The sequence below is a fragment of the Pantoea sp. MT58 genome (genome assembly GCF_014495885.1).
Lineage (GTDB): Bacteria > Pseudomonadota > Gammaproteobacteria > Enterobacterales > Enterobacteriaceae > Pantoea > Pantoea eucalypti.
Genome location: NZ_CP061083.1, coordinates 3719759 through 3743074, shown reverse-complemented (window position 1 = coordinate 3743074; position 23316 = coordinate 3719759). Strand labels below are relative to the sequence as shown.

The window sequence follows — 23316 nt, the reverse complement described above, 5'->3', positions numbered from 1 at the left end:
TGGCTCATTCGGCCAGTTTTGTTGGTGTGATCCCCGCCGGGATCGGACAGATATAAGGCTGCGCGGCGCGCACCCGTTCAAACTCGGCCCGGCAGCCTGCCAGCGCCTGCGGATCCGTTAGCAGTGTTAACACCGTGGCCGCCATCACTTTGCCTGCCAGAAACATCCCCTTATGCCCGATAGTGGTGCGGCCCTGCGCCACCAGTTGCCAGGTGTGCAGCGGCGTGCCGAAGGTAAAACAGGGCGCAAAGCACTGTGCGGTCGGCGTCACCCAGCTGACATCGCCGACATCGGTGGAGCCATACAGCAGCTCACGCGTAACCGCATAGGGCGCGACCTCATCCATGAACAGCTTATTGCCCAGTTGCGCAGCCCAGGCATGACCGGCTTCGCCACCCGTACGGGCGGCATTGAGCCGGGCGTTGCGCAGATCGTCATCGGTCAGAGTGGCACGCAGTTCCGCCGCAAACGCGCGCTCTTCGTCGCTGTAGTCGGGCAAACCAAACTGATGCAAATAGCGCTCCATGACCGCTTCAAGTGCACGATTAGGCACGTAGTCTGAACAGGCTTTGTCAAAACGCACGGTCAGCGTGGTGTCGGTCATCAGTGCAGCGCCCCTGGCGATGTTAATCACCCGTTCGTAGATCGCCTGCGCCTGCGGCAGTTCCGGGGCGCGAATCAGGTAAAGCACCTCTGCATCAGCCTGCACCACATTCGGTGAAACGCCACCGCTATTGGTGATGGCGTAGTGCAGACGCGCTTCCTGCACGATATGCTCGCGCAGAAAGTTGGCACCGGTATTCATCAGCGTGACGGCATCCAGCGCGCTGCGGCCCAGGTGGGGAGAGTTGGCCGCGTGCGCCGCGATGCCTTTAAAGCTGAACGCCGCCTGGATATTGGCGAGCGTGCGCAAATTGAACATGCCGCTGAAGCCTTCAGGATGCCAGGTTACCGCGGCATCAACGTCGTCAAACAGCCCTTCGCGCACCATAAAAGTTTTGCCCGATCCGCCTTCTTCGCCAGGGCAACCGTAAAAGCGAACCGTGCCGCCCGTGTGATGCTGTTCCATCCAGGCTTTTACGGCGCACACCGCGGCTACACCTGCTGTACCGAGCAGGTTGTGGCCGCAGCCGTGTCCGTTGCCGTTAGCCTCCAGCGGCTGCGGCCGTGCACAGCCCGACTGCTGGCTCAGACCAGCCAGCGCATCGAACTCGCCGAGGATAGCGAGCACCGGCTTGCCGCTGCCCACGCTGGCGATAAAGGCGGTGTCGATGCCACCCACACCGCGTTCCACAGTGAATCCTTCTTTTTCCAGCGCGTCAGCCAGCAGAGCAGAGGATCGGGTTTCGGCAAAACGGGTTTCCGGCGTGTCCCAGATAGCGTCACTGAGCGTGCTGAAGCGGAGCTGATGGCGATCGATATACCCGGCAATAAATGCTTCAATCATTGTGATCCTCCGAACTGTGCCTGATTCAGCGCCAGTGTTGCCAGCAACGTGATGGCGTCTGGCATGACCCGCTCATCAAAGTCGAATTTCGCATTGTGGTGACCCGCCGCCAGTTCACAGCCAAAAATGACGTAAGAGGCCTGACCGCCACGCTGCTTTACGCGCTCCATCATGTAAGTGGCATCCTCCGAACCTGCCGCCTGCGCTTTACGATCGACCACAGAGTCGAATATGCCGAGTGCATCTGCCTGCTGATGGATAAAATCGACCCACGGCTGTGTCGGGGTACAGCTGCGTGCAGCACCCATTAATGAAACCTGCTGCTCAACGCCATACATCGCGGCTGCACCGTCAATCACCCGCAGCGCCTGCTGATAAATATCGTCATTAACCTGATTAGTGACGCCACGGGTTTCGACTTTCAGCAGGGCGCAGTCGGCCACCACATTGCGGCCGGTTCCTGCCTGTAGCACGCCAACGTTAACCCGCGCCACGCCGCCGCTGTGCTGTGTTAAGCCATGCAGCGCCAGCGTCGCCTGTGCGGCAGCCAGCAGGGCGTTGCGACCCTCTTCCGGGCGACCGCCCGCATGAGCACCGACGCCGGTGAAGTGAACATCCAGCTTGGTAGTAGCCAGGAAGCTGTCGCTGCCGCATACCACTTCGCCTGCCGGCACGCCGGTACCGATGTGAATCGCAGTAAAACGATCAACGTCATCGACTGCGCCTGCCGCGACCATCGCTTTGGCACCACGCACACCCTCTTCGGCGGGCTGGAAGATCAGTTTAATTGTGCCGCTGAGTTCATCTTTCATCGCCATCAGCACGGAAGCGAGGCCCAGACCAATGGTGGTGTGACCGTCATGGGCGCAGGCGTGCATCATGCCGGCGTTGCAGGAGGCGAACCCTTCACGCTGTGGCAGATGATCGTCGGCCTGGCTTTCATTGAGATCCAGTGCATCCATATCGACGCGAAAGCCCATCACCGGACCGGGGCGACCGGTCTCAAGTGTCGCCACAATGCCGCAGAATCCGCCGGAGAAGTGGCTGATCCACTGCGGTAGCGCGCCCTGCTGTAACGCGCGCGCCTCCTGCTGCTTCAGTACGGCTTCGTCAGGTAAGCCCATCCGCGCATCGGCGTCGATCACTTCACGGCCCAGCTCCAGTTGATAACCGAGCTTATGCAGTTCTTCTGCGACTAACGTCGCGGTGCGGAACTCAAGCCAGCCCGATTCGGCGTAGTGATGGAAGTCGCGACGCCACTGTTGCAGCTTTGGCAGCAGGGCGCAGACGTGCTCTGAAAGGGGTCTCATCGGCTCTCTCCTCGTTGTTGATTTTTTATGCACTGCATCGAATCTACACAATGGAGTTGGGCGGCATAAGATGCGAATATCTTGTGACTGATAAACAACGGTTATCGAAAAACTATGTCTGCCAATCTCAAACTTCATCAGCTGCGCGCTTTCACTGACGTGGCGCGACAGGGCAGTATCCGGGCGGCAAGCCGACTTTCCGGGCTGTCGCAACCGGCGTTAACCAAAGCGATTCAGGAGCTGGAGCGCGAGTTGGGGGCAAAGCTGTTTATCCGCCGTCAGCAGGGTGTCGTGCTGACCGATATCGGTGATAACTTTTTTCGTCATGCCAGCCTGGTACTGGCAGAGCTGCGGGTCGCCGAAGAGGATATCCAGCAGCGATTGGGGCTGGGCGGCGGTCAGGTGAATATTGGCGTGGGTGGCAGCGTGGCCCGCACCATCATGCCGCAGGTGATAAACCAGTTTCATCGCGAATACCCACTCGTGAAGGTGCGCATTGTTGAAGGCCAGCTGGTCTCTATGGTGCATGAGCTGCGTCAGGGGGCGCTCGATTTCACTATCAATACGTATGACCAGAGCCATCTCGATCAGGAGCTGATGTATGAGCGGGTAATGGAGCGCGAGTACAAAGTGGTGGTGCGCAAAGGCCATCCGCTGGAGAAAGCCCGTTCTCTGGCAGAATTACAGCAGGCAGACTGGACGATGCCAACCCCGAAAGGCAGTTACTATCGCTTGCTGCACGATCTGTTTGGCGAGCGCGGCATGGCACCTAAAATCGTGGTGACCTGTGAAACCTTTATGGCCTGCACCAGCCTGGTGGCACAAAGTGATTTCATCAGTATTCTGTCGGTCGACGTGATTGACGATCCCATTCTGGGCCGTTCGCTGGTGGCACTGTCGCTCGATGACCCTTTGCCGAAAGCGATCTTCTATCTGATTCAGCGCAAAGACACGACGCTGACCCCAATGAGCAGTTATATGGCACAACTCTTTCGCCGTTATTGTCAGTAAAATCAATACGTAAAGTCGATCGTCTACACTGTTAAGGTACTGAAAAAATCCAACCGACAAATAGAGGTTACGATGCAAGTTAGTCCTTATCTGTTTCTCTATGGCCGTTGTGAAGAGGCTATCGACTTTTACCTGCAGGCAACCGGTGGAGAGTTACTCTCTAAAATGAAATTCGGTGATATGCCGGATCAGGGTGAGCAGGTCGGCGATGAGTCCGCAGCGCCACAGCCGCCAGAAAAGATCATGCATGCGCAATTACGCATTGGTGAGGGTGAGCTGATGCTCAGCGATGGCAATACCGAACAGCCGCCAGCGTCAGAGCATGCGGGTTACGCGGTCAGCCTCTCTACCCATGATGTTGAAAAGGGCAAAGCCTGGTTTGAGAAATTATCGGCAGGCGGCAAAGTGACGACGCCGTGGCAGGAGACGTTCTGGTCGAACGGATTCGCGATGTTCATTGATAAATTCAACATTCCATGGCGCATCAATGTTGAGAAGCCGCAGAATTAAATGCAGAGCAGATGCAGTGCTTATCAGATTAGCCTGCAGCTGAAAAGCTGGCCCTGATGCGTGATGTCCTGGGCCAGCTCACCGACTAAACGGGCGGTTGTTGCAACCGCCCGCTATTATCAGAAGTTATAACCCGCCACCAGGTAGTAACCCCAGCCGGTCGATTTCACTTCAAACGGACCCTTGCCGAAGTTCAGCTCCTGGCCATCCGCCCACTGTCCGCCGTTATGGAAGTAACGCGCCACCGCAGAGAAGTGCCAGTGATCGTAACCCAGGGACAGAATGTGGCTGGAGGCAATAGAGTTGCTGGTGCGTGATGAACCGCCTTTCTCATTGAGATCGGAACCCCAGTCGAAGTTGGTGAAGCCCACATAGCCCAGGTTACCACCCCACAGCGTGGTGATTGGCACGAAGTATTTCACCTTAAAGCGATAGCCATCCCAGCTGTTTTCGTTCGCCGCGCCGTAGTTTTCCCACTGATATTTGGCATAGACGTTCAGCGACAGGCCGACATCGCTGTGCGTATCGATATCGGTGCCCAGACCCATGTACCAGGTGTTCTGGCGGTTATCGCTGTTACGGCCCATGTCGTAAATGTAGTTGTTGGCGAAATACCACTCTTTGAACGGGCCAAAGGCCAGGCTGGTGCCGGTCAGCTTGTCGATAGAGAAGCGTGGTTCAATCTCCATAAACATCGGTGAACCGTGGTCGAACACGCCATTGGCATTGCTGTTGCCCACGCCGAAGAAGTTAGGCACGTCGAGATAGCCGTAGAAATCAAACCAGTCTTTCCTGGCAAACGCTTCATATTCCAGATAAACGTCGTTGTTAAACTGCGGTCCGAAACGCGTGTGGTAACTACCGACCACGTTTACGCTCTGATGCCACCAGTCGGAGACATACTGCGGATCGCTTTCCGCTGCCTGCGCAGCACCACTCAATGAACATGCCAGCACGGCACCTGCTATCAACGTTTTATATTTCATTATTATCAGCCACATGCTTTTGACCGCCGCACAGCAGACGCAGTCAGAGAAAAATCGGTCCCTTGATGGGAATGAGGGTTTCACAGCAAATAACAGCCAGTTCTTCAGCCCGCGTAGCGTGCCTGTAACAGATCGATAGAAAATAGATTTTGCTCACGTTTGTCAAAAAGTGTTGCATTACAATTCAGCTAAAATGTGATGAGCTTCACAATAACGGCGTGGATCGAACGGAACCAGGCAACCGTTTACGTTGTCTGGTTCGTGATCAAACAGCGGGAATCAGGGAAGTGTAACGCGAACCTGCAAACCACAAATTGCACCCTGTGGCGAGAGGCAATTAGAAAGGGCGACGTGAATCTGATGCTTTTGAGCGACGTTGCGCACAATGGATAATCCCAGGCCGCTACCCTGAGCTTTAACATCAGGCGAACGGGTAAAGCGATCAAATGCGCGCTCGATAAAGGATTCCGGCATGCCCGGCCCGTTATCCACAATATCGACCACGGTCTTTCCGGCAACCCGATGCAGCAGTACATCGACCAGGCTACCTTCCGGGGTGTGTAGCATGGCGTTACCAATCAGATTATCGAACAGGCTTCGCAGCTCGGAACGGCTGGCCTGCAGACGGTACTGCGTGGAGCCATTAAAGCCGATATCGATGCCGCGTTTATCCGCCACGACCATCAGCTGCTCAATGCTCTCTTTCAGCAGATCTTCCAGTTCGATATGCTCAACGCTGGCGACCACGCTCTGGTCATCCTGGCGTGAGACATTGAGTAATTGCGTGACCAGGTGACGGGTACGTGTCACGCCCGCTTCCAGCTGGCTGAACTGCCGGCTCGCTTCGCCTGGCTGAATATGCTGACGCAGGTTTTCCAGCTGTAACGTCACGGCCGTTACCGGCGTGCGCAGTTCATGAGCGGCATCTTCCAAAAACTGACGCTGTGACGACCAGGCCTCACGCAGTTTACTCAGCAGCGAGTTATAGGCGGCCACCAGCGGCAGGATCTCATCCGGCAAGCCTTCGGGTGAGACGTTGTGCGGATGATGCGTCTCCTGCGCCGCAATCTGACGCGAAGCGACCTGCAGATCCCGGGTGATCTTGCGTACGACCAGCCAGATCACCAGCAGCGACAGCGGCATCATTAGGATCATCGGAATGATCGCTGACAGCGCCCGCTTGACCATCAATGCCTTCATGTAGCTGAGGTTGTGCATCACCTGAATGGTTTTAATCTCACTGCCCGGCAAGCCGGGCCGGGTATAGATGCGCCATTCACAGTCGTCGCACTGACCGATATGGACGTCGCGATAGCCACGCTGGTTTTGCAGCGGGGCCTGCAGCTCCGGCCATGAGCTGGCGCGCAACTGGCCCTGATCGTCCCATAGCTGCACCACAAAGGCGCTTTTCGCCTTGTCAGGCGCAATAAGCATCGGCATCAGGGCGGGCATCTGTTTATTGGTGGACCAGGCATCCGCGATTTTCGCCAGCTGATCGTCCTTCATGGTGCCGACCATATCGCCGTAGCAGCTGAAGAAATACCAGGTGACGCCACCGATCATCAGCAGATGAATAATCAGCAGCGTAGAGAGTAATTTGTTTCGCAGTGAGCGCATAAAGCGAAAAGGTTTCATATTGCCGGCACCCGCCAGCCCAGACCGCGCACGTTGCGGATCACGTCGTTATCCAGCTTGCGGCGCATCCCGTGGATCAACACATCCACCGCGTTGCTGCTGACTTCATCGCCCCAGCCATAGATACGGTTTTCCAGCTGCTCGCGTGACAGAATAGCGCCCGGCCGCTCCAGCAGGGCGTAGAGCAGGGCATATTCGCGCGCCGTAAGCTGCTCACGCTGGCCTTTGTAGAGCACTTCGCGGGTCATCATATCCAGCTGCACATCGCCGCTGCCCAGCACCGAGTCTGCCGCGCCGTGGCTGCGTCGGGTAATGGCTCGCATCCGGGCCATAACTTCCTGTAAATCGAACGGTTTAAGCAGGTAGTCGTCAGCACCGCTGTCGAGTCCCTGAATCCGCTGCGCCACCGTGTCGCGTGCGGTAAGAATGAGTACTGGCGTCGCGTCGCCGCGCCCGCGCGCCCGGCGCAGGACCTGCAGGCCATCATCCCGTGGTAAGCCGAGATCGAGCAGCACGCAGCTGTAGCCGCCTTCGCTCCAGGCGTTCTGGGCATAGACGCCATCGCGCACCCAATCCACCGACCAGCCCGCGCCCTGCAGTGCCTGCTGCAGGTTAGCGCCGATCATTTCATCATCTTCAACCAGTAACACGCGCATGGCTGATCTCCTTCATAAAGATAAGAGAGAGTTTACTCATCAATTGTTAGGCCAGAATTATCCTTCCGCCGTCATACTTCGCACTATGGCGGCGTTGGCTGCTTTTGCTCACCCCAGTCACTGACTGATGTCAGCTCCCGGGGATTCGCGCATTTGCCGCCTTGCCACAGCACGAATTATTTTGGCGGACCGCTGTCATACTTCGCACTGTGGCGGCGTTGGCTGCTTTTGCTCACCCCAGTCACTGACTGATGTCAGCTCTTGGGGATTCGCCCTTGCCTCAGCACAAATTATTTTGGCAGTCTGCCGGCCTTAACGTTTTGCTGGAGTCGCGTCTGGCCGCGCAATGCGGCACCCGTTTCCGTCCTTGCTAATTCTGCGCTAATTTTCTGCTAATTAAGGGATAAATTTAAACAAGTAAAGTGGTTCCACTGCACATCAGAATCGACAGGAGGAACCATGAATCAGCGCGAGTTTATTCGGAGTTTGCTGGACTGGATTGAGAATAACTTAGGACACGATCTGCACCTGGATGAAGTGGCGCGCCGCTCAGGCTATTCTCGCTGGCATCTGCAACGCCTGTTTCGACAGCATACTGGTTTTTCACTGGCAGAATATATCCGTCAGCGCCGCCTGACCGAGTCTGCGCTCACGTTGCTGAGCAGCAACGAAGCGATACTGCAGGTGGCGATGAACTACGGCTTCGATACCCAGCAGGCCTACACCCGCACCTTTAAAAACTATTTCATGATGACGCCGGGCCAGTTGCGCCGTCAGCGTCGCGTCGAGCCGGATCGGCTGCTGTTCCCCCTGGCGATGGCCAGCTGATGCCTGATAAGATCTTCCCGTCACAGCCAGCAGACGGGAAGGTCGGCCCGCGCTCTGCACCATTCTCCTCCTGCCTCTGCCTCGCTTTTTTTCCCGCCCGCCACAGCGTCCCAGCCTGAACGTGTTAGTTTGTTGCCAGCATCCCTTTATTTTCGGAGTCGGGAAACATGGAAAACGGCGCGAATTTAACCGCCATGCTGGTATTTGCTCGGGTAGTAGAGTTACAGAGTTTCAGTGAAGCGGCCCGCGCACTGGGCTGGTCCAAATCCCATGTCAGTCGGGAGATCGCCCGGCTGGAGTTGCGGCTCGGTATCCGATTATTGCAGCGCACTACGCGGCGGCTGGCACTCACCGAGATGGGCCAGGCATACTATCCCTACTGTGTGCGTATGCTGGCAGAAGTCCAGCGTGCCGAAGCCTTTGTGCAGCAGTTGCATCAGCAGCCCGCCGGCCATATCCGACTTCAGGCACCCGTCACCTTCGGCTGCCAGTGTGTCGTTCCTGTTCTGAACCTTTTTCTGCGTCGTCATCTGCATATCAACGTTGATCTTGATCTGACCGATCGCAATCATGATCGGCTGGACGATCAGACGGATCTGGCGATTGTGATCCGATCCCGATCCCCGCAGCAGGGCAATTTCCGGGTATTGAGCGATATCGACTGGGGACTCTATGCCGCGCCCGCTTATCTGGCGCAGCGGCCCGCCATCACCCACCCCGAAATGCTGCCGCGCCACGACCTGCTGATGTTCCATGGTCCGGCACACACCGCCGCGCTGCCGTTCCGCCGGGATAAACAGCGACTGGCGCTGGACGTGCGCAGTCGTTTTCGCGCCAACAACAGCATGGCGCTGCTTAATGCCGCGCTGGCGGGCAGTGGCATCGCGTATTTGCCTTCCTACATGGCGCAGGAGGCGATGGCGCGTGGGGATATCCAGCAGCTGCTGCCGGAGTGGCAGATGGATCGCCTGCAAAGCTATCTCCTGCTTCACGACCATCCCGACCCGGTGTCACCGGTGACGCTACTGTGTGATGCACTGGTTGAGGCGCTAAATCCAGGCTGATTGTTGCCTGCTGACAACAATCAGCGCCACAGAGTAACTATTCCGCCACGACTGTTGTTGCTGCGCGACTCCGGTTAGCCTGTATCCCTGATCATTCAACGGATATCACCATGCAACAGTTACCCGAAACGGCAGAGTTTCAACACTGGAAACGGAATTTAGCAGTCTGCGTCGCTGGCTCATTTACCACTATCGTGGCGATGACGCTGCTGCTGCCGTTTCTGCCGCTCTATATTCAGCAACTGGGTGTTGAGCAGCCTGCGGCTATTGCCCGCTGGTCCGGGCTGGCCTATGGAGCGACCTTTTTCAGCGCCGCGCTGACGGCACCGCTGTGGGGCCGGCTGGCTGATCGTTATGGTCGTAAACTGATGCTGATTCGGGCCAGTCTCGGAATGGCGATTGCGATGTCGCTGATTGGCATGGCGACGGCGCCGTGGCAACTGGTGGCGCTGCGCCTGCTGGCGGGGCTGCTGGGCGGCTACGCATCGGGATCGACCATTCTGGTGGCAGCGCAAACCCCAAAAGCGCAGACCGGCTGGGCGCTGGGCATCCTCTCCTCGGGCATTATGGCGGGCAACGTGGTCGGGCCGCTGCTAGGGGGCGTCTTGCCGCCGCTGATTGGCATCCGTCAGACTTTCTGGTTGACGGGCGCGGTGATTTTTCTCGCTTTCCTCGCCACCACATTTTTACTCAGGGAGTTGCCGCGTGCTGCGGCGACGTCGCGCGGCAATCCGCAACAGCTGCCTGCAGAGCAGCCGGTTAACCACAATCTGGTGCGGCTGATGTGGCTCTCGGGCATGTTGCTGATTTTCGCCAGCATGTCGATTGAGCCGATTATCACGCTCTATGTGGGCGAGTTTGTGCGGGGTGACCATCAGGTCACAGTGGTAGCCGGACTGGTGATGTCTGCTGCGGCGCTGGGCACGATCCTGGCGGCACCCCGACTGGGTCGTCTGGCCGATCGGGTGGGGCACTGGCGGGTACTGACCGGCGGTCTGGTAATCAGCGGGCTGCTGCTGATTCCACAGGCATTTATCACGGCAGCCTGGCAACTGGTGTTATTACGTTTTCTGATGGGGATGGCCCTGGGCGGATTGATGCCGTGCATCACGGCGATTATCCGCCATAACGTGCCGGCTTCACAGGTGGGGCGGATGCTGGGGTATTCGACCTCGGCGCAATATATCGGCCAGGTGAGCGGCCCGTTGTTTGGTGGGGTGATCGGCGGTGCGTTTGGGATGCGACCCGTTTTTCTGGCAACCTGCGGAGTAATGTTATTTTGCGCGTGGCTTAACTGGCGCGGAATGCAGAAATAGCGCGATCAAAAAAAGGCGGACCGGAGTCCGCCTTTTGTTATTCACTTTCCAGTGAATTACTTCTGATCAGGTAATGCGTAGGCAATCACATAGTCACCCAGCTTGGTACCAAACGAGCCATGACCACCCGCCGCGATGACAACGTACTGCTTGCCATTCACTTCATAGGTCATCGGCGTCGCCTGGCCGCCTGCTGGCAGACGTGCTTCCCAGAGCAGTTCGCCGGTATCGGTGCTGAAAGCACGCAGGTAGTTATCTGCGGTCGCTCCAATGAAGAATACCTTGCCCGCGGTGGTGACAGGACCACCCAGCATTGGCATACCCATTTTGAACGGCAGCGGAACCGGTGCGCTGTCGCGAACGGTACCGATACGCTGTTTCCAGACAACGTTGTTGGTTTTCAGATCCACCGCGGAGACATAACCCCAGGCAGGCTGTTTGCAAGGCAGACCAAACGGTGACAGGAACGGGTTCAGCTCGACGCCATACGGCACGCCATACTGTGGCTGAATACCGGTTTCCGTACCTGAACCACCCTCAGCACCTTTTGGCGGCTCAATCGGGTTGCCCGGGCCACGTGGAACCAGCTTAGAGACAAACGGCAGCGCCATTGGGTTAGCAATCGCGATCTGACGATTAGGATCGACTGCGATGCCGCCCCATTCGAACATACCGAGGTTACCCGGGAAGACCAGCGTGCCCTGCTCAGATGGCGGCGTGAACGGACCTTCATAGCGCAGACGCTTGAAGATCACGCGGCACACCAGCTGGTCGAACATCGTCGCGCCCCACATGTCCTTGTCCGTCAGGTTCTGTTTCGGACGGAAGGTCAGCTCAGAGTAGGGCTGAGTGGCAGCAACATGGTCGCCTTTAGCGGCACCCTGTGGCACTGGCGTTTCTGGCGCGGGAACTACTGGCTTGCCGGTGCGACGATCCAGCACAAAGATATTGCCGGTTTTCGCTGGCGCGTAAACAACCGGTACGGTGTTGCCATCTTTATCGGTGATATCAGCCAGTGTCGGCTGCGACGGCAGATCCATATCCCACAGGTCGTGATGCACGGTCTGATAAGACCAGACCAGCTTACCGGTCGTGGCGTTCAGGGCCAGTACGCTGCTCGCATAACGTTCCTGCTCTGGCGTGCGGTTGCCGCCCCAGATATCCGGCGTGGTCACACCCATCGGCAGGTAAACGGTATCCAGTTTCGGATCGTAAACTGCCGGGGCCCATGAGTTCGGAGAGTTCATGGTGAAGGTGTGTTCATCAGCCGGAATAGCATTCGGGTCTTTCGCGCCGGGATCAAATACCCACAGCAGTTTGCCGGTATTCACATCAAAGCCACGAATCACGCCTGATGGCTCGCGAGTCGAGAAGTTATCGGTAACCGCACCCGCCATCACGATGGTGGTATTGGTAATCACCGGCGGAGAAGTTGGCTCGTACATACCCGCTGTGGTGACAGGCTGTTTATGCTGGAGATCCAGCTCGCCGTTGACACCAAAGGACGGGCAGCGTTCGCCAGTCTCTGCGTCCAGCGCAAACAGACGGCCATCGTTCACAGGCAGATAAATACGACGTGAGCAGATTGCAGGCTGAGTGTTCGCTGCATCGGCTGCTGCGGGCACTTCGTGGTAAGAGACACCGCGACAGGTCACGTGCTGGAAGGTTGGGTTCACCTTCATGCCCGGATCGAACTTCCACTTCTGCTTACCGGTTGCCGCATCCAGCGCAAACAGAATCTGGTGTGGCGAACAGAGATAAAGCGTGTCGCGGATTTTAATCGGGGTCACTTCGTCGGTGATTTCACCGGGATCGTTAGGGGTTTTCATGTCGCCTGTCTGGAACTGCCAGGCAACCTGCAACTCTTTCACGTTCTGGTGATTAATCTGCTTCAGCGGCGAGAAACGGGTTCCCTGCTGATCGCGCGCATACGCGGGCCAGTCAGCATCCGGGATGTTGCTCAGCGGCGTAGCCTGCGGAGCGTTGTCAGCGGTTTCTGGTACAGACCCGTTGATAACCTGCGGATCGTTGAATACCGCATAAGCCAGCACGATGGCACTGGCAATCAGCGCGACAGCCATCGAACCCAGTGCCGCTTTGCTGCCGGCATTGAAGCTGCGATAAACAAACGGCAGGATCAGCCAGACACCGAAGATCACCAGCACATCAGTGCGTGGTGCCAGTGCCCAGAAGTCGGTACCCACTTCCCACACGCCCCAAATCAGGGTGCCGATCAGCAGCAGCGCATAAAGAACCAGCGCAGTGCTTTTGCGACGGGAAAGCAGATAAGCGGTGATAAGCATAATCACACCGCCGAAAACGTAATACCAGGAACCACCAATGGCGGCTAACCAGCCACCGCCAATCAGCATAAACGCGCCCGTCAGCACTGCGAACAGTACTGTCAGGAAACGAATTACGCCAAAAGATGAGGAGTTTTTCCCCATAATATCGACCTCGTTTCGTTGCCATAAAACACACGAAAACAACCAGATAGGCTGTTTCCAGTTATCAAGTACAAATGATTAAAGGTGTTCTTGAGTATCTCTTCCGCTAAGACAGACGGTCCCTTTGTGTTAAATGTTATAGCAAAATTAGATCGAGGTTTGATTTTTTTAGCTTAAAGCGCTTAACAATTGGAGTAATACGACATTTTATGAGGGATTAAAGGACGTTAAGCGCACCGCCATGTGCCCTTAACGCCGGAAGGCAGGATTTGTGAATCAGCCGCTAATAAGTTCGCCATCCGAGCGTTGCTGTTGCCAGCCGCTGATGTTTATCTCAGTAAACTGTTCAGCGGTTAAAGGTGGCGTATGACATCGCACGATGACCTCTGCACCTTTTTCACGGAATGTCGCCATAAAAAAGGGAAAGGTAAATTTTTCGTAATTATCACTGAAGAACGATTCAGTTAAAACAATACCTGAAAAAGGAAAGGATTCCAGTAGTCGCCAGTCTGCTCCCGGCGGTGCAAAATCATAAAGCCAGAAATCAAATTTCGTTGTTAATTCAAGCAGTGACGCACTGTTCGCAGCTAAGCTGGAATAATTTATTCCAATCCGGACGCGCTCATTTTGTAAATGTGCATAGGCGTCCGGAATCGCGATCATTTCCTGCAAACGAATATCGCCAACCGGAACAATCATTAATGCTTCTTCACTTGCAATTTTGTTGTGCAATGAAACAATGTTGTTTGTATTAAGTATATTTCCGCGGTCCTGGTTTTGCTCAAGATAAGGCACGCTATAGCAAATGCCTGTGACATTACGCTTAACGTGATGAATAGGTTCAGTAACATAAGGGTTATATAAACTGTTTTTCATTATCTCTACGAAATGCAATAAAAAGGATTTATTGATAATTAAGCATATAAAAAATCGCATTTTTTTAAACGCGTGAATAAATATAGATCAACTGCATAATCCAAATCACCCTTTTGTTGGATTAGAAAGTAAATATACCTATTAACAGTGAGATGATAATTCCTTTGGTATCTGATGATGTGCTGGAATATATTCAATGGTAGGTATCAATAGGTTGTTAATAATCAGGATGGGGCTGACACACCGTTACTGCAAAGTAATGCAGTGTATTGCGCAGTAAGACAGGGCTGGAGCCGCAGGCCATGCGCTCTCATCCGGGTCTGTTAACCGGGTATCGTCAACATTTACACCAATAACACCGCGCAACGACGCGGGTTTTCTCACCTGATTTGGGATAAGACATGGGATTTATGGCATCCGCAGCGGAAGAGTCGCTGTGGCGACATCGGACTTTTGTCGCCTTCTGGCTAGCGCGCACCTGCTCATCATTTGGTTTTCAGATGTTCTCGGTGGCGATCAGCTGGCAGATCTATGCGCTGACCAACAGCGCAATGGCGTTAGGGATGATTGGCCTGATGCAGTTTCTGCCGTCGGTGTTGCTGGCGCTGCCAGCGGGTCATCTGGCGGATCAGTATGACCGGCGGCGCATCGTCCTGTTCGGCCAACTGGTGGAATTTGTCGCACTGCTGGCATTAGTGGTGCTTACCTTATTTCATACTGCCGATAAGACCGCGCTTTGGGGGCTGGTCTTTATGATTGCGGTGGCAAAAGCGCTGGAGTGGCCGGCGATGTCTTCGATGTTGCCCTCACTGGTGCCTCCTTCGATTCTGGCACGTGCTATGGCGATGAATTCAGTTGGCGGGCAGGCGGCTGTGATTGTCGGGCCAACGCTTGGCGGGCTGCTTTATGTTGCTGGCCCGCATGTGGTGTATGGCGTTTCCGGACTCTTTTATCTGATTTCGCTGACGCTGGTGAGTCTGCTGCGCTATGAGTGCCCGGTGCAGGCCCGTTTGCCAATGAATTTAAAGAATCTGTTTGCCGGTATTCACTTTATCCGTGACCGTAAAGATGTGCTTGGGGTGATTTCACTCGATCTGTTCGCGGTGTTACTGGGCGGCGCGACGGCGCTGCTGCCGATTTTTGCCAAAGATATTCTGCACACCGGGCCCTGGGGGCTGGGGATGTTGCGCGGTGCGCCATCGGTGGGGGCGTTGCTGGTGGGTATCTGGCTGAGCCGTCATAAACTGGAAAAACATGTCGGGATGATTATGTTTGGCTCAGTAGCAGGCTTTGGCGTTGCGACCCTGCTATTCGCGCTTTCCACGCAACTCTGGCTGTCACTGCTGGCGCTTTGCGCCCTCGGCGGCTTTGATATGGTGAGTATGGTGATTCGCGGTGCGCTGGTGCAGCTGGATACGCCGGATACCATGCGCGGGCGGGTGAATGCGGTTAACGCGATATTTATTAATACCTCGAATCAGCTGGGTGAATTTGAGTCGGGGTTGCTGGCCGCCTGGGTGGGCGCAGCACCTGCGGCAGCAATTGGCGGCATCGGTACGCTGATTGTGGTGGCGTTGTGGATGAAGTTGTTTCCGCATCTGCGGCGGCGTCAGAAGCTTGAGAATGAGGTGGATCCGGTTCAGGACTAGCGTTGTAGCGGGTTGGGTTGGCTGAGGAGATGTGTGCGGTTATGGTCTGCGGTGCACGCTCAGGGAACATACGCCTTTCGCAAAGACGCAAAAGCGCCATTCCTGGCAGGCTCAGCGCGGGCGATTACGCACCTCATCCCTGAGGTGCGCCCGTTGCCGGGCCAACGCGTTGCGTTGTTCAAAAACGCTCCCTGCGTTTTTATCCGGGCGGCGCGATGCTTTGCTACAGGCGTATGCTCCCATCACTATAAGTGCGTAAGTTTCCTCGGGCTGAGGAGCGGTTTGTTTGGCTGGTTGTGGGGATTTGTGCGGTGAGTGCGTGGTCGCTGGCGCAGGTTTTATTAGCTGGCTCAGTACAAAGGTTGTAACTGGCCCGAAGGCCAGTACAGGAAGTTACCAGTCATACTGCCATTCAAATCCCAGGATCAGAGGGGGAGGCTGACCCGCAGGATGGGGCTATCAGGCCCCGGTTTTTCCCAGGTTGGCGTCAAATGTTTGCCAGCTTTCACGCATATCCACTACGCTGCGGGTTTTGCGCGCCTCATCGATTTTTATGGCGGTGAGGCCCGCTTCCAGCGCGTCCACGACTGAAACTTTCAGCGGTGTTCCCTGTTTAATATGTTTAACGATCTCTTCGGCCATCAGCGCATCTGCGCCATAGTGGCCATCATAAGCGTTGCCGCTGTAGGCGGTGTCGACCTCTTTCTCACCGCTGCGCGCGTTATGTACACGGAAGTAGTTTCGTACGAAGTCGCCTTCCGCCATGCCGTCAGTGCCCATGACACAGAAACGGCGGAACTCATCCGGCACGTTCAGGTTGGCGTGGAAGGCGAGTGTTGCGCCGCCTTCGTACTCAATCAGGGCAGTCTGGTAGTCGACGATATCAGCGTCGCTGTCGAAGACGGCGTCGGTGCTCGACCAGCCGCTGGGTTTCACGTGGTAGAGCTCTGACTCCGCGGTGATCGCACCCTGCGGCGCATGCGCGGGGGTAAAGGATTTCCGGCCACCAAAGCTGGCGACGCGGATCGGACGCTCCTGTAACAGCCCCTGGTAGAGGTCGATGTCGTGGCAACATTTTTCCAGAATATAGGGACCGGCGTACTTCTCCAGACGTCGCCAGTCGCGCTGGAAGAATGCGCCGTGGTAAGGCTTGATATGTTCTGTCGCCTCGATCGAGGTGATCTCACCCAACTGTCCGGCATCGCGTGCCGCCAGCAGATCGTGATAGAGCGGGGAGTAACGCAGCACCAGACCAACCAGAATGCGTGCCTCGCCATACTGGCGCACCAGTTTCGCCATCTCCATGGTCTGCTCTTCATTAATCACCACCGGCTTTTCGGTAAACACGGTGTAGCCCGCCGCCAGCGCCTGACCCACATGTTCCAGATGCAGGAAGTTGGGTGAGCCAACCAGCACCACATCCATTCCGCCGTGTTCAAGCAGCGCGTCGATGGACGCAAAGGACTGGCCGGGCGCGATACCAAAGCTGTGCAGATTAGGCAGTCCGGCGGGCGCCGGATCGTAATAACCCACTACCGAGAAGGCGTCGTCGGCTTTGCTGAACTCTTTGATCACGTGGGACAGACGAAAGCCGAGACCGATAATGCCTACTTTCATGTTAAACCCCTGCTCCTGAATTCGGATGATGCATAGCCCGCCTGTGTCCGGACGCGCCTGTTGATAATCTGACCACCAACTTATTACGACAGAAAAACTAATGTCAATAACGTGCTGCGCATTTTGCGAGGGTGATTTTTGTTATAGCCATGTAAATTAACGAAAAAGTGTCGATATGTTTTTGCCATATTTATTTGTTATTGCGATTTAAGTTTTTTTATCCTATCGTTCGCTCATTATGGCTATAACCCTTAATCAGGGAAGGAAGCGCGTGCAACCACACTATCTCCTTGGCATTGATGGCGGCGGTACACAGTGTCGTGCGCGGTTAACCGACCTGCAGGGCCGTGTGCTGGCGGAAGCCACTGGCGGTCCAGCTAACGTCTGGTCAGATTACGACGCGGCGCTGACCTGCGTCGGGCAACTGATTGACCGGATATTGTCACACGCGGGATTAGCCCCGGAGGCTCTGGCGCAGACCGCGCTGGTTGCCGGATTAGCGGGGGCCAATGTCGCCTCGGTGCAGGCAAGGCTTGCCAGCTGGCAGCCTGCCTGTGCGGCGTTACAGGTGGTCAGCGATGTGGAAATCGCCTGTGCGGGTGCACATTCCGGCGCACCGGGCGCTGTCTTTATTATCGGCACCGGCAGTCAGGGAGCCGCGTGGGATGGCGAGCAGTTTACATTGCTGGGTGGCTGGGGCTTTGCCCTCTCTGATCAGGGATCGGGTGCTGAGCTGGGTCGTCGTGCACTGCGTCTGGCGTTGCTGGCCCATGAGGCGATCATTCCACAGAGCGCCTTTACACAGCAGCTGATGACGCAGTTTGACGACAGCCCGGAAACCATGCTGCTCTGGACGCGCTCAGCGACGCCTGCAGACTGGGCCCGCGTGGTGCCGCGGATTTTTGCAGCCGCCGACGCGGGCGACCGTCACGCTCAGGATCTGCTGCATCAGACTGCCGCCGATATCGGCCTGATGGTGCGCCGTCTGATTGCGCTGAGCAGCGGGCGGGTGGCGCTGATGGGTGGCCTGGCCACGCCGATTCAGCGCTGGCTGGACGACGATATTCAGGCCCGGCTGGTGAGGCCGCAGGGCGATGCCCTGAGCGGCGCGCTGATACTGGCGCAGCAGCTGGCGCCTGTCCGATTACCGATCTGACGCTGGCGGAGCTTCTTCCGCCAGATAACCCGAGGAACTTATGACCGCTCCCAACGTAACCGCGCGTATTCTGCGGTTGATTGTTGAAAATGCGCCGATCAGTCAGTCAGACCTGAAAGTCCGAAGCGGACTCAGCATGTCGACCGTGTCGCAGGCCACTAATCGCCTGCTTGCGCAGGAGATTGTGCAGGAGCTGGGGCTGCGTCGCGTATCAATGGGGCGGCCAAAAACCCTGCTGGGCCTCAATCCCGATCGCGCCAGCGTGATTGGCATTCAGCTCAATGCGGAACGTAATCTTATCGTTATGACCGATCTCAGCGGCAATCTGCTGGGCGAACAGCAGATGCCCACAGGCACGCTGACACCCCGCCAGCTTGGCGATGCGCTGGCGAAATTCCTGCGCGGCGTGGAGGAGAAGCGGGTGGGTGCGATTGGTCTGGCACTGTCGGGTCTGGTGGATGCTGAAAATGGCTACTGCATTCGCTCTAAAGTGCTCGACTGGGACAACGTCCCGATTGCGCGTCTGCTGGAAGAACGTTTCTCACTGCCGGTATTTATCGAGAACGACGCCAACGCGATGGCAATGGCGGCGCTGGTGTTTGGTCAGCTTGGCAATGCACAGTCGGCGGTGATCGCCACCTATGGCAAAGGGATTGGTGCGGGCATCATCCTGAATCGTCAGCTCTACCGTGGCCGTCACGGCAAAGCGGGCGAGATTGGCAATGGGCTGGTGGGGGACGGCTCGCTGCGTCTGCTGGAGGATGTCGCCTCATCGCGTGCCATTCTGCAGCGGCTTGCAGCGCAGGAACCGGTGGAAGGCCTCACGTTGCAGGCGCTGGATCAGCGTCCTGCGCCTGAGGTACTGGCGGTGCTGGAAGAAGCAGGACGTGAGCTGGGCATTTCGCTGGCGAACCTGTCAGTGGCCTACGATCCGGATGTGGTTTATCTGGCGATGGAGCCGCACATGGCGTCGCGCATTCTGCTCGATCACATCACTCAGAGCTTCCAGGCCTACCGGCTTAAACTGACGCCACAGATGACGCCGCTGCAGTTCCTGACGGAATCGAACCGGATGTGGGCGCTGGGTGCGGCGGGTTTTGCCGTCAACCGGCTGCTTGATCTGCTGGCGGCGCAGGCCGATGAAGAGCCGGTCACCTGAGTGATCTCTCAAATAAAAAAACGGGCGCTGCGGCGCCCGTTTTTGTTTCCACGCGTCCTTAGCGCAGGCGCATTCCCTGCTCATCAAACAGCAGGCAGTGCGCGGCAGAAAAGCCCAGTTCAACCTGGGTTCCGAGCTCGCGCGTCGTCGCCTCGCGCTCTTCCACGACCAGCATCTGTTCACGCCCGATATCCAGGTAGAGATAGTTGGTGTGACCCAGCATCTCGCCATAAGCCAGCTCGCCGTGAAAGCGCAATGCGTCCGGCGTCTGCGCGGCAGGCTGGAAATGTTCAGGACGAATGCCCAGCGTGACGGTTTGTCCCTCGCGGCAGTCGGCGGCGATTTTCAGCACCAGCCCCTCAATCTTCAGTTCCGGCACCCGCAGTTGCACTTCCCCCGCGCCCGTGGCGCTGATTTCCGCCCGTAGGAAGTTCATTTTTGGTGAGCCGATAAAACCGGCGACAAACAGATTATCCGGGTCGTGATAAAGCGTCAGCGGTGCACCGACCTGCTCAATGCGGCCCTGACGCAGCACCACGATGCGGTCAGCCAGCGTCATTGCCTCCAGCTGATCGTGGGTGACATAAATCATGGTGTTGCCAAGCGAGGCGTGCAGCCGGGCAATCTCAATGCGCATCTGCAGGCGCAGCTCTGCATCAAGGTTAGAGAGTGGCTCATCAAACAGGAAAATGCGCGGATGACGGATAATCGCCCGGCCAATTGCCACGCGCTGTCGCTGTCCGCCAGAGAGCGCGCGCGGCAGGCGGTCGAGCAGTTCGGTGAGATGCAGACGGGCGGCCGTCTGGGCTATCGCCTCGTTAATCTCCGCTTTGGACTTTTTCATTACCTCCAGCGGATACGCCAGGTTGCCGCGCACCGTCATGTTGGGGTAGAGCGCATAAGACTGAAACACCATCGCGATGCCGCGCTCAGTGGCGGGCTGCTGTGTCATGTCCTGCTCCTCAATCAGCAACTGCCCACTGCTGATCTCCTCCAGCCCGGCGATCATCCGCAGCAGCGTCGACTTGCCGCAGCCAGATGGCCCAACAAACACGACAAATTCGCCACTGTTTATCGTCAGATCGATGCCATGAATGACATTAACGTGTTCATACGACTTCTTCACATTCTGCAAGCGCAGGCTGGTCATCGGCTACCTCACTCAGAGTAACTGGCCCATGTAGATGGCATTGCTGCGCATGATTGGGGTAAACCCCATGCGCGCATAGAAGGCACAAACCTGCTCGTTCTGCAGGCTGACGCCAAGATGAACACCACTGACGCCAGCAGCGCGGAGCGCCGCCAGTTCATGCTCAATCATCCGGCGACCCCAGCCGCCTTTCTGTGCCGCCGGCAGCAGGTTGATATGCAGATGAGCAGGCCACTGCGTCACCAGGATCTCAGCGGCCTGCTCGGGATGGCGTATTGAATCGAGCACTTTGCTGTCGAGCGGGGCACTGGCGCTGCGATCGCGATATTTCTCCTGCAACTGCGGCCACCATTCGGCCTGAAGCTGCGCTTCAAACGCGCGGGTATCCGGCGCGGCGACCACGTAACCCTGCACCTCACCGTCCTGCTCCAGTACAAAAGCAAAGTCCGGCGCAAAATGCGCATAGGGCACGGCAAAACGCTGGCCGGGATAGTCAGGATCGGAGTAGAGCGCGCGGGCATCGCCGCCCGCATCGGCTGTTTCCAGGCAGATGCGGTAGAGCGCCGGGTAGTCCGCCGGTGTGGCCGGACGAATGACACCTTGATTCGCCATGGTGAGTTCTCGTGAGTGAGGGAACCGGTCAGGGATTGAACAGCTCCGCAGGTAAAAGTTACGTTAATGAAAGTGGACTTAGTTTTCAAGATAGAATAATTACCTTATCGCACTAACGCAGGCGGTTCGGCAATGTTTACCGGCATCGGGATGCACAACTGTGATCGCCAACACGCCCGGAACAGGGCGGCTGGCGGCAGATTCACGGCCGGTCAAAAGAGAAAAGTGTGAGCGTGATAGGATTTTCATATGTTTTATCAGGACGTTATTTTGCGATTATTCCTCTGGCATCTCCTGCTGCAGAAAAAGTGGCTGGCGACGTGCCGCCACGGTTAATGGCGTAAAAGCCAGCGCGGCGTGCTGATTTTCACGCCATGTCACTGTTTATTTGCGCGTGCTCACAGCCTGACAATTCGGTCGGCAGGCTGTTTGACTTTATTTTTCTATTAAAGTAAGTATGAGTGAGTGCGTTTGTGTGCGGCTGCAGCCTGCAGGATGTCAGGCGGTGAGATGAAAGGATGCCGACCCTGGTCTGAAGAAGGTGAGCATAATGTCTGTTTCTTCCGTTCGTTCGTTCCGAATTCGCAATGTGGGTCGGCTGCTGGTAGCGGGCCTGCTGGCGGGCAGCGTCTCTCATGCCGCCCACGCTGCTGTCACTCTGAATGAGTGGGATATCTACAACTACCCTGAGCAGACCGCTGCGGTGGATGAAGGGATTAAAGAGTTCTCACAGCAGAATCCCGGCATCGTGATTAACCGCTCGGTTCACTCCTTTGAAGATACCCGTATTCCGCTGAAGCTGGCACTGACTGCCGGTGATGGCCCGCAGATCGCCCAGGTCAACCAGGGCGGCGGCGATATGGGTTCGCTGGTTAAAGATAAGCTGTTGCTGCCGCTCGATAGCTATGCCGCCAGCGACGGCTGGACTACCCGCTTCCCGGACTCGATTCTGAAACGTAACCGCTGGTCAGACAGCGGCGAGTTTGGTAGCGGCAAGCTGTATGGCATCGCCAGCCTGGGCGAAATGGTCGGGCTTTATTACAACAAAGCGGTGCTGGACAAAGCGGGCATTGCGGTGCCGAAAACGCTGGCTGAGCTGGAGAGTGCCATGGCGAAGCTGAAACAGCAGGGCACCGCGCCGATGATGCTCGGCCTGCTGGATGGCAACATGGGCCAGCAACTGCTTAGCACGCTGTGGCAGGCGCAGATTGAAAGCCATGACCGCAAGACGCTGGATAATCTGATTTACGATGTGGGCGGCACCTTCAAAGACAGCAAGCTGGTCAATGCCGCCACGATGATGAAGAGCTGGACCGACAAAGGCTACTTCTTCCCTGGCTTCCAGGGCATTGGTCACGACGATGCGGCGACGCTGTTCCAGAACGGTCAGGCTGCGTTCCTGGTCAGCGGCACCTGGTATCTCGGCCAGTTTAAAGACAACAAAGATATTCACTTCGCCGCGATGCCTGCCGGTGAAGGCGTGAAACAGCCGCTGATGGTGGGCGGTACCGATCTGGCGTTCTCAATTACCAGCACCGCCAAAGGCAAAGATCAGCAGGAGGGTGCAGCGAAGTTCATCAACTATATGGTCTCTGATGCCATGGCGAACCGCTGGCTGAAAGTGGGCTTCCTGCCGGCCAGCACGAATAAAGCGGCCAAAATGCCAGCGGATAATCCGCTGCTGGCGGAGGCATATCAGGTCTGGCTGACGCTCAACGACTATGACGGTTTAGGCCACTACGTGGACTGGGCAACACCGACTATGAATGCCGAGCTGAATCAGAACGTCCAGCTGCTGCTGGCGGGCCGTCAGACCCCCGATCAGATGGTGGTGAATTTTGATAACAACTATCAGCGTTACCTGAAAACCCTGAAGCATTAAGCCGG

Annotated in this window: 19 protein-coding genes; 9 read left to right on the top strand and 10 right to left on the bottom strand. The window is 56.6% G+C overall.

Annotation, left to right across the window (positions count from 1 at the left end; genetic code table 11):
• Nucleotides 1–4 precede the first annotated feature (4 nt).
• Complete coding sequence (locus tag IAI47_RS17635; protein WP_003855696.1) at nucleotides 5–1447, bottom strand: M20 family metallopeptidase; 1443 nt, start codon at nucleotides 1445–1447, stop codon at nucleotides 5–7.
• On the bottom strand, nucleotides 1444–2757 hold the full coding sequence (locus IAI47_RS17630; protein ID WP_008926631.1) for an amidohydrolase: 1314 nt from the start codon (nucleotides 2755–2757) through the stop codon (nucleotides 1444–1446). The genes IAI47_RS17635 and IAI47_RS17630 overlap by 4 nt, the downstream gene beginning before the upstream one ends.
• Before the next feature lie 114 nt (nucleotides 2758–2871).
• On the opposite strand from IAI47_RS17630, the gene IAI47_RS17625 reads away from it, so the two are divergent.
• Together IAI47_RS17625 and yjdN are read left to right on the top strand one after the other, a co-directional pair.
• The gene (locus tag IAI47_RS17625; protein ID WP_003855692.1) at nucleotides 2872–3768 is read left to right on the top strand and encodes a LysR family transcriptional regulator; all 897 of its coding nucleotides are present in this window, start codon (nucleotides 2872–2874) and stop codon (nucleotides 3766–3768) included.
• A gap of 72 nt (nucleotides 3769–3840) precedes the next feature.
• Nucleotides 3841–4278, top strand: coding sequence for a VOC family metalloprotein YjdN (gene yjdN / locus IAI47_RS17620; RefSeq protein WP_008926632.1), 438 nt, complete (start codon nucleotides 3841–3843; stop codon nucleotides 4276–4278).
• Nucleotides 4279–4397: 119 nt separating this feature from the next.
• On the opposite strand, the gene IAI47_RS17615 is transcribed toward yjdN, so the two are convergent.
• The 3 genes from IAI47_RS17615 to IAI47_RS17605 all read right to left on the bottom strand — a co-directional run bounded on the left by IAI47_RS17615 (nucleotide 4398) and on the right by IAI47_RS17605 (nucleotide 7555).
• Nucleotides 4398–5264, bottom strand: a complete 867-nt coding sequence (locus tag IAI47_RS17615) for a nucleoside-specific channel-forming protein Tsx (RefSeq protein WP_033743432.1) — start codon at nucleotides 5262–5264, stop codon at nucleotides 4398–4400.
• Nucleotides 5265–5543: 279 nt separating this feature from the next.
• Nucleotides 5544–6899, bottom strand: a complete 1356-nt coding sequence (locus IAI47_RS17610) for a HAMP domain-containing sensor histidine kinase (protein ID WP_003855688.1) — start codon at nucleotides 6897–6899, stop codon at nucleotides 5544–5546.
• Nucleotides 6896–7555 carry a response regulator gene (locus IAI47_RS17605; RefSeq protein WP_003855687.1) on the bottom strand — a complete coding sequence of 220 codons (660 nt, stop codon included), beginning with the start codon at nucleotides 7553–7555 and terminating at the stop codon, nucleotides 6896–6898. Before IAI47_RS17605 ends, IAI47_RS17610 begins: the two co-directional genes overlap by 4 nt.
• Before the next feature lie 459 nt (nucleotides 7556–8014).
• Between IAI47_RS17605 and IAI47_RS17600 the strand changes: the two genes are divergently transcribed.
• The 3 genes from IAI47_RS17600 (at nucleotide 8015) to IAI47_RS17590 (ending at nucleotide 10763) form a co-directional block, all read left to right on the top strand.
• On the top strand, nucleotides 8015–8383 hold the full coding sequence (locus IAI47_RS17600; RefSeq protein ID WP_003855685.1) for a helix-turn-helix domain-containing protein: 369 nt from the start codon (nucleotides 8015–8017) through the stop codon (nucleotides 8381–8383).
• Between the two features lie 167 nt (nucleotides 8384–8550).
• Nucleotides 8551–9447: a LysR family transcriptional regulator gene (locus IAI47_RS17595; RefSeq protein ID WP_003855683.1), complete on the top strand. Its 897-nt coding sequence runs from the start codon at nucleotides 8551–8553 to the stop codon at nucleotides 9445–9447.
• 110 nt (nucleotides 9448–9557) lie between these two features.
• Entirely contained in the window at nucleotides 9558–10763 is a 1206-nt protein-coding gene (locus IAI47_RS17590) for an MFS transporter (RefSeq protein WP_008926634.1), read from the top strand.
• A 56-nt stretch (nucleotides 10764–10819) separates the two neighbouring features.
• Here the strand turns inward: IAI47_RS17590 and IAI47_RS17585 are convergent, their stop codons facing one another.
• Both IAI47_RS17585 and IAI47_RS17580 read right to left on the bottom strand, forming a co-directional pair.
• The gene (locus IAI47_RS17585) at nucleotides 10820–13210 is read right to left on the bottom strand and encodes a glucose/quinate/shikimate family membrane-bound PQQ-dependent dehydrogenase (RefSeq protein WP_008926635.1); all 2391 of its coding nucleotides are present in this window, start codon (nucleotides 13208–13210) and stop codon (nucleotides 10820–10822) included.
• A gap of 276 nt (nucleotides 13211–13486) precedes the next feature.
• Complete coding sequence (locus IAI47_RS17580; protein WP_033743435.1) at nucleotides 13487–14086, bottom strand: hypothetical protein; 600 nt, start codon at nucleotides 14084–14086, stop codon at nucleotides 13487–13489.
• Nucleotides 14087–14487: 401 nt separating this feature from the next.
• Here IAI47_RS17580 and IAI47_RS17575 point away from each other — a divergent pair, with 401 nt between their 5' ends.
• Nucleotides 14488–15735, top strand: a complete 1248-nt coding sequence (locus IAI47_RS17575; RefSeq protein WP_008926637.1) for an MFS transporter — start codon at nucleotides 14488–14490, stop codon at nucleotides 15733–15735.
• Nucleotides 15736–16194: 459 nt separating this feature from the next.
• On the opposite strand, the gene IAI47_RS17570 is transcribed toward IAI47_RS17575, so the two are convergent.
• The gene (locus IAI47_RS17570) at nucleotides 16195–17352 is read right to left on the bottom strand and encodes a Gfo/Idh/MocA family protein (protein ID WP_003855673.1); all 1158 of its coding nucleotides are present in this window, start codon (nucleotides 17350–17352) and stop codon (nucleotides 16195–16197) included.
• A gap of 271 nt (nucleotides 17353–17623) precedes the next feature.
• Between IAI47_RS17570 and IAI47_RS17565 the strand changes: the two genes are divergently transcribed.
• Together IAI47_RS17565 and IAI47_RS17560 are read left to right on the top strand one after the other, a co-directional pair.
• Nucleotides 17624–18508 (top strand): BadF/BadG/BcrA/BcrD ATPase family protein, encoded by an 885-nt coding sequence (locus IAI47_RS17565; RefSeq protein ID WP_008926638.1) that lies wholly within the window; start codon nucleotides 17624–17626, stop codon nucleotides 18506–18508.
• 40 nt (nucleotides 18509–18548) lie between these two features.
• Complete coding sequence (locus IAI47_RS17560) at nucleotides 18549–19667, top strand: ROK family transcriptional regulator (RefSeq protein ID WP_003855670.1); 1119 nt, start codon at nucleotides 18549–18551, stop codon at nucleotides 19665–19667.
• A gap of 58 nt (nucleotides 19668–19725) precedes the next feature.
• On the opposite strand, the gene IAI47_RS17555 is transcribed toward IAI47_RS17560, so the two are convergent.
• Nucleotides 19726–20817 carry an ABC transporter ATP-binding protein gene (locus IAI47_RS17555; RefSeq protein ID WP_008926639.1) on the bottom strand — a complete coding sequence of 364 codons (1092 nt, stop codon included), beginning with the start codon at nucleotides 20815–20817 and terminating at the stop codon, nucleotides 19726–19728.
• 12 nt (nucleotides 20818–20829) lie between these two features.
• Nucleotides 20830–21429, bottom strand: coding sequence for a GNAT family N-acetyltransferase (locus IAI47_RS17550; protein WP_003855666.1), 600 nt, complete (start codon nucleotides 21427–21429; stop codon nucleotides 20830–20832).
• Between the two features lie 550 nt (nucleotides 21430–21979).
• Between IAI47_RS17550 and IAI47_RS17545 the strand changes: the two genes are divergently transcribed.
• Nucleotides 21980–23311, top strand: coding sequence for an extracellular solute-binding protein (locus tag IAI47_RS17545; RefSeq protein WP_003855662.1), 1332 nt, complete (start codon nucleotides 21980–21982; stop codon nucleotides 23309–23311).
• Nucleotides 23312–23316 lie beyond the last annotated feature (5 nt).